Consider the following 11489-nt stretch of genomic DNA (forward strand, 5'->3'; position numbering starts at 1 on the left):
TGGTGGCCGGTCATTAATCGGAATGGTGGCCGGAGAATTATCGGAATCCCGGCCGGTCAATTATCGGAATGATGGCCGGTCGGAATCGGAATCCGCAGCCATCCCGTGCTGCCCGGCGCCGGTGATGTCCGGCGGCCGGCGGGAGATGTCCGAAAGCGCGTGGCGCATCTTTATGGCAGCCGTCGGCTTAGCAGCCGCGTCCATTAGCCTGATCGCCTCTTCGGTCGCCTCCCGGAAGGCCAGGGAGCCGCGTCCGATCACCCGGCCGTCCTTCATCTCGTAGCCGATGCCATGCTCGCGAAAGACCTCGTTCAGCTGATAGGCGAACTCGACCTCTGCGCGCCGACCTTGGTTGTAGAGCCGGTCGTAGATGCGTTCGGCGATGTCGTAGACGCGGAACCACGGGGCCTCGAAGACGAGGTGTTGAGTCTCCTCCGAGACGTTCGACGGGCTCCAGTTGTTGCGGTCCGGAACGCGCAACAGCACCTCGCAGACAGTCGAGCGAAGCGTGTCGACCGACATGCCGCTTGCATTCCCTAGAGCGAGCACCGCGGCCCTCACGAGCTCGGGCGCGTCCTCGCGCACCGTGATCTCGGCCTCAGGCGCGGCGTATCCGTGGCGTGCCGAGAATGAGCTACGCTCGTCCATGTCACCTTGCTCGCTTAGTGCGTATTGAAGTCGTTGTACGGCGTTCGCAGTGCGACCGAACAATAGATCTCCAGCAGCGCTTGCCTAGTCTGGTCGGCCTCGTCGACGAACCGGTAGTCCATTCGGCGGATGCGGGCCTTGGCTTCGGTGAAGGCGGCGAGGAACTCGGCGTTCGCGATCAGGCCGGCTCGGCTGTCCTCCCCGGCCTTGTAACTCGACTTGGCCTTGCCGGTGGCCTCCCGGGCCAGGCGGAACGCGAATGCCGCCATGCGATGCGTCGCGCCCGGGTTGCAGTGCCTAGCGTACCGCTTCCGCAGCTCGTTCGAGCGTCCGACGTAGAGGTGTCGCCCGCCCTGGGTGAACAGGTAGACGCAGCTCAATGGCATGTCGCGGGGCAGCGCTCCGCCGGTAAATGCCTGTCCGGCGACAAGACGCTCGAACGAGGGGTGCAGGCTCTCGGCCATCGCGGCGAAATCGGGGTTCATCGTTCCTCCGCTGGCCGAGACGGCGAGGCAAAGCCGGCGACCTGGGCGGGGACGCTGCCACCAGTTGCTCTGACCCTCAGCAGAAGTGCTCGCGCTTGACCAAATGCCCCGCGACAACATCAGCGAGTCCGCCGGACCGAACCGTGACCTCTCGTTCGGCTAGAAATGCTACCGCCTTCAAGCCGTCGCCATCCTACATGATCCCGCCGAAGTTTCGGGCATAGGTTAATGGTCCTCTGTAGGTATTTGCGCCTAGTCCGCGGGCCAGAGCCTCGAGCGTGTGCCCATGGCGTGCGGGTGCGAGAACCTCGCGGGCGTGCCACTTCATCTTATGCAAGGCATTTTCATCCAGACGGACCTGCATTGCATTATTCCTCGCGGAAACAACCATTCGATGATGATAGTTGGGCCTTGCCAAAGAGCAATTCCCGTCGGCGTCTTGTCGCGGATTTTCACGTTTTGGAGGGTCGCGCCTATCTCTGGGGGCCGACTCGATGCCGAAACGGAAACGCGCCGTTCAAACAAATGGATTGACAGCTAGGTATTTCATCATATTATTTGCGTATGGAACCGTGCGATTGGCCGGGTGCATTGCGGAGTGACGACCCGCAATCCTGGCTGCCGATGAGGCAAGATTGTAGCGGGGCGGCTCGGACGTAGAAGCGCCAGTAGTCTAGCGCATGCGGATCGACGACTCGCGGGGCATATAGCCGATCTCGCGTTTGATGGCTCCGATGCTTCGCGAAGCGACGAAGCGTTCTCGCTCCGGAGCGGTCGTCAAGCCATGTCCTCCCTCGCCTATCAGATCGAATCTGTTCGCCAATTTCCGCGTGCCCAGATCAAGGCGAAGGAACTCGCCGCGATCCTCGGGATTTCCGAGGCAGCCCTGAGTTCCCAGCGGCGGCGCCGGACGGGCCCTCCGGCGGTCATTCGGGAGGGTTGCCGGCCCTACTACGACCGCGCGGAGGTTCTCGTCTGGCTTCAAGCGCAGACGGACCGGAACGCCCGCTTGACGCCCCCGGTCAACCCCGGCCTTTCGTCTGACCGCGCTCCCTGAGCCTGCGCTGACGGCCGATGGCGGCCATGGCCTTCGCCGAATCGACTTCCCCGGCGCGGCGCAGGGCCGCCTCGGCCGCGAACGCGTGGATGGAGCGGCCACCGTTCCATGACCGGACCACCTTGCGCTGCCGCACACTGCCGCCTCGGGCGAGCGACACCAGACCGGCAAAGGCATCCTCCCCGAGCGCGCGCTGCAGGGCATCGCGCGCAATCGGAACGGCTCCGCCCGAGAGGGCTTCCAGGGCCATCGCGGCGAGCACGCGATGAGACTTTCCGATCAGGGCGAAGTCGAAGCCCGCCGGCTTGCGTTCCTTCTCAGGAGGGGTAGACGCGAGGGCGGACGGCTTCTGCGGATCTGCCATCCCCCTTTCCGTGACGGCGACCGGCGCAACCTGCCTTTTAGGCAGAGGGCGGATTCTGGTGACCGCCGCGCGCCTCTGGGCCACCAGCATCCGCGCGTGAGCGCGCAAGGTGTCGCCGTAACCCTTCATGGCGATGGTCGCGACGAAGCCGACACCAAGCGCAACCGACAACCCCGCGCCGGTCAACAGCATCCCACCTGCGGCCAGGGCGAAGGCAACCTTGCGAGCGCGGCGAGACTGCAGAATGCGCGCCGTCCGAAAAGCCCGGTCGATCCTCAACTGCCTCATCCGGGCCGTCTCGCGTCGGGTCGCCAGGGTAGCCCGGCGCATTGCAGCCTGGGACTGGCCCCGCCCGACCTTGCTGGAATCGGCCTCTGCCTTCTCGCGGGCGCGCCGCATCCGGCTGAAGATGCTGTCGAACTCACCGTCCGCCGCAGCCTCGAAACGGCCCCGATCGATTTCACGGTCGAGATCGCGCTCGGCTCGTTTCAGCGTCCGGGCCGCTCCCTCGCGGCGAGCCTGGGCAAGAGGCGGTGCGTCGCGACGGAGTTGCGCGATCACCGACGGTATCATCTCCAGGCTCCCACACGAGGCGATCTCGACCGACGCGGCGAAAGGTAGCGCCATGCCGGTTTCGTCGTGGACGGCCATAAGGGTTTCCTTGCGGTTCCCGATCGCAACCGAGAAGCCCTGCGCGGCAAGGGCGCGAGGAAGGGCTCCTGAGTGCAGCCCCTTCCTGACGGCGGCGAGGAGACGGTCACGGAATTCCGCCAGCGTCAGCTTCGTCCGGGCAGCCTGCTGGCGGTCGGCCTCGCTATCCTTGTCGCGTCTGCGGACCGGCTCACAGGGTTCGAGAATTTGCGCCTCTCGATCCCGGCCACGAGCGCGTAGGTCCGCAGCGTTCCGCTGAACCCTCGGCCCCGGCGTCAGAGCCTCGCCAAAGGCGATCTCAAGGCGGCGGCTGACGAGTTCGTCGCGCACATAGTTGTCTTTCGAGCTGAGGACCCGCCCCGTCGCAGGATCGACCGCACTGAAGAGGAGATGAAAATGCGGCGGCCTGTCCCCCTTGTCATGCTCGATCAAGCGCATCGGGTGATTGCGGGAGATGCCGTTCTCCCGCCGGATATGGGCGACCGTACGAAGTAGCTGCCTGCGATTCAAGGCCTGCGCCGGCGAGATCTTGAAGTGCCCGAGCGTGATCCGCGCCCTGGGATGGACTGCGGTCAGGGCGGAAGAGAACGCCAGGAAACCGCGCAGATCGCCCGGATAACCGCGGTCGAAATCGCGGTGCTCGACGACGCGCCTGTTGTTCCTGGTGTTGAGGAGATGGGCCACCCGGTTGGGATCGTCCTTCACATAGCTGGATCGGATGATCATGGCCGCCCCCGTCCGAGCGCGGCCATGACGGCACTCAAGGCGGTGTCCAGGTCGAGCCGCATACGCTCCAGCTCATCTTGCCTCCAAGGCAGGGGCCTGCCTCCGTTCAGGTGCGCGGCAACCTGGTTGATATTGTTGCCGACCCAGCCGAGCTGACCCAGCGCCTGGCCCAGCAGGTCGGCATTGGCGACCCGGCGCCGGACCGTGGCGGTTCGGGCGATCAGGCCGATTTCGCGCTCGATGATGCTTCGTGCCAGCTGGCCCGGGGTTACCCCCATTGCCACGGCGACCTTGACCAGCTTCTCCGCCTCTTCCTTCGCCACTCGGAAGACGAAGGGGCGGCTCTTCTCGTCCTTCTCATCTTGCTTTCGGTCTGCCATGGCAGGCCTTCCGTGCGTTCGCGCGGACAGCCCGACCGAAGGGCGGCGGGGGTCCACGGGGGCAGAGCCCCTTGGCCAGCAGACATGTCAGGCGGCAGCGCCGTAAACATGTCGTCACTGGCATACTGTAGTTGATCCTACATCCAATAAAATTGACTGCGATCATATCTGGAACATAGCCGCAACGTTTCTAACAAAATTGGATACGTTAAAGCTCGCAATATTTCGCTGAATATTATTTTGACGCGTTTGACGATTTTGGCGCGCTCGGCATGAACGATCTTCATGGCGACTTAAACAACGTGCGCCCGAGAAATCATGCTGCCAATATAGGCGCAAGGAGGGCAGCAGCATGAGCGACCCGCGAACCGACAGCCTGGCCCGGCTCGCTCCGCGGCCGACGGCAGTGTCCCTGAAGAGCGAGTTCTTCAAGATGATGCCGGCGATCGAAGCCGCGCTCGAGCGCGACGTTCACTGGAAAGACATTCTGGCAGATCTCGCTCGTAACGGCTTCCAGATCAGCCCGGAGCTCGCCGCGAACTATGCCGCGCAGTACCGGCGCAGGAACAGGCCGACGGGCGAGCCCGGGAAACCGGGGCGTCCCCGCAAAGCCGGTCCCCGCCGCCCGGCGCCGGCCCAGGCCCCGGCCATACCGATTCTCGTCGCCGAAAACGGCCGGCCCATTCCGCGCACGGTGGCGAACCTCCGACGACCGGATGCCATCGACTGAACCAAGCCGATCACCACCGCCTGGCCCACGACCAACCAGACAACCATAAGGAGTGATCCATGACCACCACGACGAAGGCCGCCTCGCCCGGCAAGAAGTACGTCCTCGCTGCCGCCGGCGGCGGCGGGAAGAGCACCCTCGCGATGCTCATGGCCAGCACCGCCATCTTCCGGAAGGTCGAGATCGACATCTTCGACGTCGAGCCCGCGAACCCGACCTCTCGGCGCTACTTCAAGTCGATGCCGCCCGAGAACGCTTTGGAGGACGACAGGCCGGAAGCCGTGGTGCCCTTCCTCGAGAACAGGGTGTTCGGCAGCTCTCGCCCGGCGATCGTGGACCTGGGCGCGAACATGGAGGGCCATGTCCTCAGATGGGTCAACGACCGGGGCGCGGCGGTCGCGGAGGACATCCGCTTCATCGTCCCGATCTCGAAGCGCGATGGCATCACCGCCGCGGCGCGGATCGCGCTCAATTGCGGGGCGGCCTCGATCCTGCTCGTCCACAACGAGGCTGGCGGGCTCGACGCCGACGCGGCCATCGCCGATCCCGCCTTCGTCAAGCTCGCCAGCCAGATCGGCCAGCCGGCCCGCCTCCCGCATCTGGGCATGACCATGGCCGACGTGCACCGCACCAGCACGCCGCCCCACGCCATGATCGCCGGCCGGAACCGCTTCGAGGCGCAGGGCGCCCTGACCATGATCCGCACGGTCGAGGCGACCTTCTTCGACCATCCGGAATTCCGGCCCTGGTGAGATCGGCATGGCCCGCTTCACCGAGGCGCTGAGAATGTCCACGGGCGTGCGCGACAAGGATCCCGTCGCGCCCGTTTTCGACGCGATCGACGATCTCGATCGTCGGGTCTCATGCGCCGAAACCCAATTCGGCCATGCGGCAGCGACGGAGAAGCGGGTGCGTGGCGATCTGACGCGCAAAGCCATCGTCGCGGGCTTCCTCATGGCCGCAACCTCGACCGGACTCGCCATGGCCTCGATGTCGACGCTGGTCGCGGAAACCGAACGTCGAAGCGCTGACGCAGCCCGGCTCCTCGACGAGGAGCGGACCCGCAGCTTCGACGCCCGCGTGGAAAGGCGTGCGGCCGAAATCGCGTTCAAGGCCGTCACCGACGCGAACGGCCGCGCGACCAGCGCCGAGGCGCAGCTGGAGGTCGCCCGCGACAAGCTGGCGTCCCTGGCGCGCAACGCCGACGACGAGGTCCGCGACCTCGTCAAATCGATCGCCGCGGCGCCACGGGACGATCTCGCCCTGATGGGGAAGTTGCTCCGACATCAGAATCCGAACGTCCGCCGGGCTTGCGACGTGCTGACCGCAGCCTCGCCGGCTCTCATCACGAAACTGCAAGCGTATTTCGCGGCCAACAAGGGCCGTCTCTGAGCCTGGAAGGAGGCACATATCATGGACTTCGACAACGAACTCGACCGCGATCGCGACTTCGACGAAATCTGGTTCAACCACTCGGCCCAGCTGATGACGATGCGCAACATATCCCCGGCACGGGCGGCCACGGCTTCTCTCGCGCTGATGCGCCGGGTCTTCGGTCGGGACGCCGCCTTCTCGATCTGGCTGGAAAAGCATACGGCCTCCGGGGCACTGTCTCTGGCACCGGGGTCTCAGGCACACCGCTGACCCTACCGCTAGCCTGCCTGGCGACGTCGCGGCAGGCCGCGAGCGCCACGCGGGATTGGTCGGGGGCTGCCCCGTCAGGCCGCGGTCAGCGTCGGAATGTTCGAGACGTCGACCTCGCGCTCGGCATGCCAGGTATCGTAGGCTCCCTGCATGCGGATCCAAAGGCCGGCGCCATTTCCGAAGAGCTTGCCAAGCCGCACCGCCACCGCTGGCGAGACAGGCTTCTTCTCTAACAGGATGTCGTGGAGATGCTGACGGGAAATCCCGAGCAGTCGCGCGATCTCCGCCTTCGGCTTGCCGACAGCGGGAATGACGTCTTCGCGCAGCAGAGCGCCCGGATGGATCGGGGCGCGGTCACGGGATCGTACGGCGGGGATCGTGTCGGGCATGGCGGGGCTCCTGACGGTAGCGCGGGATGGGGGCACGGCCTCGGTAGTTCTCCAGATCGACGGCTAGGGCGTCCAAGCCGTCGAAGGCGAAGGTGATGCACCACGGCCCGTTGGCATGGACCGTGTACCGCGTCGGGTAGAAGCCCCTCAGCGCATGGAAGTCGAAACCGGGGAGGTTCATGTCCTCCGGTCTTCCGGCCACGTCGAGGGCATCGAGGCGGCGAAGCACGCGGTCTTGCAGCTTGGCGTCGACCTTCGCGGTCCGTCCCTTCTCCCATAGCTCGGAGAGGCCTTTGTGCTTGAAAGACCGGATCATGATGGAAAGTAAGCTTATTGCTTACGCACGTCAACGAATAGCTTACGCCGGGAACCCCGTTCCTGGGGCGGCACAGCCTGAGGATTGGTGATGGTGGCGAAGACCCGAGCCGGAAACGAGACGCGGCGGCCCGGCAAGCGAGCGCGAGGAAAGGATGGCAGCGTCAACAGACGCCACAGCGCGGCAAACGAGGGCCGCCAGGGTCCTTTCTCTCAATCGGAGAACCGCGGAATATAACCGCCATGAAACCCCATCCGGCTGAATCCGCGACCGAGGTCCTGGCGGGCCTCGTCGAGCGCGTCACCTTTCACACAGAGGAGAACGGCTTCGCGGTGCTGCGCGTGAAGGCGCGCGGCAAACGCGATCTTGTCACCGTCGTCGGGCACGCGGCGGTTATATCCGCCGGCGAGTTCATCCAGGCGAGCGGGGAATGGTCGAACGACCGCCAGCACGGCATCCAGTTCCGGGCGCGCTTCCTGAAGGCCATGCCGCCGACCACGATCGAGGGCATCGAGAAGTATCTCGGCTCCGGCATGATCCGTGGCATTGGTCCGGTCTATGCGAAGAAGCTGGTGCGCGCTTTCGGTGAGAAGGTCTTCGACGTCATCGAGGCCGAGCCGGATCGGCTGCGCGAGGTCACCGGCATCGGGCCGAAGCGGGCGGAGCGGATCGTCGCCGGCTGGTCAGAGCAGAAGGTCATCCGCGAGATCATGATCTTCCTCCACGCGAATGGTGTCGGCACCTCGCGTGCGGTTCGCATCTACAAGACCTACGGCAACGATGCCGTCCAGCTGATCTCGGAGGACCCCTATCGGTTGGCGCGCGACATCCGCGGCATCGGTTTCCGTACCGCCGATGCCGTGGCGATGAAGCTCGGCATCGATAAGACAGCGATGATCCGGGCCCGTGCCGGCATCTCCTATGCCCTCACCGAAGCGCTCGACGATGGCCATTGCGGCCTGCCGCGCAATGAACTCCTGCCTCTCGCCGTGGAACTGCTGGAAATCCCGGAAGGCCTGATTATCGATGCGCTGAAGCTGGAGCTCGAGACCGGCGCCGTCATCGCCGATACAGTCGAGGAGCGCCCTTGCGTGTTCCTCGCCGGGCTTTACCGAGCCGAGCAGTCGATCGTCGCCCGGCTGAAGGTCCTGAAATCCGGCAAAACGCCCTGGCCCGAGATCGACGCGGAGAAGGCCATCCCCTGGGTGGAGGAAAAGACCGGGCTGACGCTCGCCGACAGCCAGAAGGCGGCTGTGCGCACCGCGCTCGCCTCCAAGGTCACCGTGATCACGGGCGGGCCTGGCGTCGGCAAGACCACGCTGGTCAATTCCATCCTGAAGATCCTCGCGGCCAAGCGCGTCGATCTCCTGCTCTGCGCCCCGACCGGCCGCGCCGCGAAGCGCATGACGGAGACGACAGGGCGCGAGGCGAAGACCATCCACCGCCTGCTGGAGGTCGATCCGAAGACCGGCGGCTTCAAGCGCAACGACGAGAATCCACTCGCCTGCGAATTGCTCGTCGTCGACGAGACGTCCATGGTCGACGTCCTGCTGATGAACGCGCTCTTGAAGGCCGTGCCGGACGACGCCGCGGTGATCTTCGTCGGCGACGTTGACCAATTGCCGCCCGTGGGGCCGGGTCAGGCGCTGGCCGATATCATCGCGAGCGGCGCCGTGCCCGTCGTCCATCTGACGGAGGTGTTCCGGCAAGCCGCGCAAAGCCAGATCATCCAGAGCGCCCATCGGATCAATGCCGGCAGGCTGCCGGACCTCACAAGGCCGGAGAGCGAGACGGACTTTTATTTCGTGCCGGCCGACAATCCGGAGATCGCCGTACCACGCCTGATCGAGATCGTCCGGGAGCACATCCCGCGCCGCTTCGGCGTCGACCCGGTCCGCGACATTCAGGTCCTCTGCCCGATGAACCGCGGCGGCGTGGGTGCACGCTCGCTCAACATTGAGCTGCAGAAGGCGCTGAACCCGCGCACCGAACCCCGCATCGAGAAGTTCGGCACCACCTTCGCCATCGGCGACAAGGTGATGCAGATCGAGAACGATTACGACGAGGAAGTCTATAACGGCGATGTCGGCTTCGTCGAGGCGATCGACCTTGACACCGGCGAGATGGCGATCAACTTCGATGGCCGCTCCATCTCATTCCAGTTCGGCGAGCTCGACCAGGTGGTGCTGGCCTATGCCACCACGATCCACAAATCGCAGGGCTCTGAATATCCGGTCGTGGTCATCCCGGTCCTGACCCAGCATTACGCCATGCTGCAGCGGAACCTGCTCTACACCGGCGTCACACGCGGCAGGCGCCTCGTCATCCTGCTGGGGCAGAAGAAAGCAGTCGCCATGGCTGTCAAAAACACTTCCGGCCGGCGGAGATGGTCTAAGCTCCGCGAATGGTTGGCGCCGGCCGCCCGCGCGTGACGGGGTCAGATTCCAGCGGCAGGCGCCCCCATGCCATCGTGGCATGGAGGCGTTTAGAGCGATCGGGCTCGTCGCCCTGATCGGGGATCAGTTCAGGGTGGCGGCGTTGGGTAAGGACGGCACCGTCCGCGCGGCCTTGGAAGTCCCGGCGCTCTCGGCGATTGGAGCAGAGACACGCGGCTCGGTCGTATCGGCCATCGCAACGGCATGCGCCGCCAGGTCGGCATGCCCGAACCTCAGCAGGTCCCAGATGGCCTCGCCGAAAAGCCTGCCGGGATTGCACAGCAACCTCGCCCTCTGCTCCTCGAATGCGTCCTGATATCCGGGCCGCTCGTTGACCGGGGGCCACCAGATCAGGGAGAACAGGCGGCACTGCTTCCAGGTGCTGTAGGCGACGCGCGCCTGGAGCATTAACATCAGGATCGCGTTGGCGGTCGCTTCAGCGAGGGGAATGCCGACGTGCCGCTCGTCGCACACGCTGAATCCCACCTCGCGGCACGGGCGCTGAGGACCTCCGGTCGGATAGAGCACATCGACACGCGTTTGCCAGGAAATGGAGATCTGCCGCCCGTCCCGGGCAGCCCGGCGAATGGCGGGGTCGATCATCAGGAGACGTTCGATCTCGCGCCTGACCCGGCTTGCGACTTTGTGCTCGCTGGATCCGGGAATGTAGTCGGACCGCTCCACGGTGAAGCAGAGCTTCTCCTCGGGGCCACCTCGCTGGATGAAGGGCTCCCCAACGACGCTCAGCCCATGCGTGAAGTCGTTGCGAGTGGGGTATCCCTCAGGCACGGCTTCGACGCGCAACGCCGTCGCCACGAACGGATCAGCCAACGTGACGGGCCGCCTGTCGAGGGCATCGAAGGTGCGCAGCGCAAGCTGGGCGGCTTTCGCCGCGTTGGTGATGGCATCGTTTTCACCACAGGCGAATCCGCGCCAGGTGAAGGCATACTTCGGCAGATAGCCGCCCGCCAAATTGCCTTCGACATAGGCGACCCACCGGGTCTGCTGGCCTGGGTTCGTGGGCCGGTCCGACATGGCCTTCTCGATACGCATTGAGCATCCCCGGAAATTGAAGACGATGATAGGCGGCGGATCCGCCTGGCTGACTCGTCGCCCTGCTCCTCCGGATCACGCGGGCGCCGCAAGAAAGAACATATCATGAACATATGTTCGATCAAGGCAAAAACCCCCGCTGCGGGCCGCACCCTTGATCATGGTTAATTGGCAGGAAGGGGACGGCGGGCGCGAGAGGAGCATGATGCAACCCTGCTGCTCCATGTTCCTCGCCTGATCCGCATCCCGCGAGCTTCCGGAGGATGAGGCGGATGCGATATGGGCGCCGCCTTCGACGGTGGTGATGACTTCCAAGCCAGGCAACCTGCCGCCGCGGGTCAGGGATCGGTCGATCTCAGGATCGAGGCCCAGTCCTGGCGGCCGCCGAGCAGACGCAAGATCACGACATGATCGGCGGCGGTTGCGGCTTCTCCTTGATCGGCCACGCTTGTCGCGCGGTTCATCATCGCCCCGCTTTAGGCGAGGCCGTTGGTGGGCAACAGGCGATGCTCGGTCGTGTCCCATAGCGTGGTGTAGCTGAGGGTGGTCATCGGCGATTGCCGGTTAGGTTTGGGTTGCGAACGCCAACCCTGAACCGAGAGATCCCCGAT

The 11489-nt window shown here is 65.0% G+C and carries 12 protein-coding genes and 1 pseudogene; 5 read left to right on the top strand and 8 right to left on the bottom strand.

Going from position 1 to position 11489, the window contains the following annotated elements:
* Positions 1-60: 60 nt before the first annotated feature.
* The 4 genes from ACFPN9_RS24345 to ACFPN9_RS24360 form a co-directional block, all read right to left on the bottom strand.
* Positions 61-648, bottom strand: coding sequence for an AbiJ-NTD4 domain-containing protein (locus ACFPN9_RS24345; RefSeq protein ID WP_067988155.1), 588 nt, complete (start codon positions 646-648; stop codon positions 61-63).
* Positions 649-662: 14 nt separating this feature from the next.
* Positions 663-1133, bottom strand: a complete 471-nt coding sequence (locus ACFPN9_RS24350) for a GIY-YIG nuclease family protein (RefSeq protein ID WP_067988157.1) — start codon at positions 1131-1133, stop codon at positions 663-665.
* Positions 1134-2155: 1022 nt separating this feature from the next.
* Positions 2156-3931: a hypothetical protein gene (locus ACFPN9_RS24355; protein ID WP_067988160.1), complete on the bottom strand. Its 1776-nt coding sequence runs from the start codon at positions 3929-3931 to the stop codon at positions 2156-2158.
* The gene (locus ACFPN9_RS24360) at positions 3928-4311 is read right to left on the bottom strand and encodes a hypothetical protein (protein ID WP_067988163.1); all 384 of its coding nucleotides are present in this window, start codon (positions 4309-4311) and stop codon (positions 3928-3930) included. Before ACFPN9_RS24360 ends, ACFPN9_RS24355 begins: the two co-directional genes overlap by 4 nt.
* A gap of 352 nt (positions 4312-4663) precedes the next feature.
* Between ACFPN9_RS24360 and ACFPN9_RS24365 the strand changes: the two genes are divergently transcribed.
* From ACFPN9_RS24365 to ACFPN9_RS24380, 4 genes are read left to right on the top strand one after another with little or no spacing between them, the layout of a single operon-like run.
* On the top strand, positions 4664-5041 hold the full coding sequence (locus ACFPN9_RS24365) for a hypothetical protein (RefSeq protein ID WP_067988168.1): 378 nt from the start codon (positions 4664-4666) through the stop codon (positions 5039-5041).
* 59 nt (positions 5042-5100) lie between these two features.
* A complete protein-coding gene (locus tag ACFPN9_RS24370) occupies positions 5101-5793 on the top strand; it encodes a hypothetical protein (protein ID WP_067988169.1) in 693 nt (230 codons plus the stop codon).
* A gap of 7 nt (positions 5794-5800) precedes the next feature.
* Positions 5801-6433: a hypothetical protein gene (locus ACFPN9_RS24375; RefSeq protein WP_067988171.1), complete on the top strand. Its 633-nt coding sequence runs from the start codon at positions 5801-5803 to the stop codon at positions 6431-6433.
* 21 nt (positions 6434-6454) lie between these two features.
* A complete protein-coding gene (locus ACFPN9_RS24380; RefSeq protein WP_067988180.1) occupies positions 6455-6685 on the top strand; it encodes a hypothetical protein in 231 nt (76 codons plus the stop codon).
* A gap of 74 nt (positions 6686-6759) precedes the next feature.
* Here ACFPN9_RS24380 and ACFPN9_RS24385 read toward each other — a convergent pair whose 3' ends face one another.
* Both ACFPN9_RS24385 and ACFPN9_RS24390 read right to left on the bottom strand, forming a co-directional pair.
* The gene (locus tag ACFPN9_RS24385; RefSeq protein ID WP_067988183.1) at positions 6760-7074 is read right to left on the bottom strand and encodes a HigA family addiction module antitoxin; all 315 of its coding nucleotides are present in this window, start codon (positions 7072-7074) and stop codon (positions 6760-6762) included.
* 43 nt (positions 7075-7117) lie between these two features.
* Positions 7118-7390 (bottom strand): annotated as a pseudogene (locus ACFPN9_RS24390) (type II toxin-antitoxin system RelE/ParE family toxin); the annotation flags it as partial.
* Positions 7391-7632: 242 nt separating this feature from the next.
* Between ACFPN9_RS24390 and recD2 the strand changes: the two are divergent.
* Positions 7633-9822 (top strand): SF1B family DNA helicase RecD2, encoded by a 2190-nt coding sequence (gene recD2 / locus ACFPN9_RS24395; RefSeq protein WP_067988191.1) that lies wholly within the window; start codon positions 7633-7635, stop codon positions 9820-9822.
* 87 nt (positions 9823-9909) lie between these two features.
* On the opposite strand, the gene ACFPN9_RS24400 is transcribed toward recD2, so the two are convergent.
* Together ACFPN9_RS24400 and ACFPN9_RS24405 are read right to left on the bottom strand one after the other, a co-directional pair.
* Positions 9910-10878 carry a hypothetical protein gene (locus ACFPN9_RS24400; RefSeq protein WP_067988194.1) on the bottom strand — a complete coding sequence of 323 codons (969 nt, stop codon included), beginning with the start codon at positions 10876-10878 and terminating at the stop codon, positions 9910-9912.
* A gap of 75 nt (positions 10879-10953) precedes the next feature.
* Entirely contained in the window at positions 10954-11193 is a 240-nt protein-coding gene (locus ACFPN9_RS24405; RefSeq protein WP_156450761.1) for a hypothetical protein, read from the bottom strand.
* Between the last annotated feature and the right edge of the window lie 296 nt (positions 11194-11489).

Origin of the sequence: Allobosea massiliensis (assembly GCF_042655245.1) — a bacterium.
GTDB classification, from domain to species: domain Bacteria; phylum Pseudomonadota; class Alphaproteobacteria; order Rhizobiales; family Beijerinckiaceae; genus Allobosea; species Allobosea massiliensis.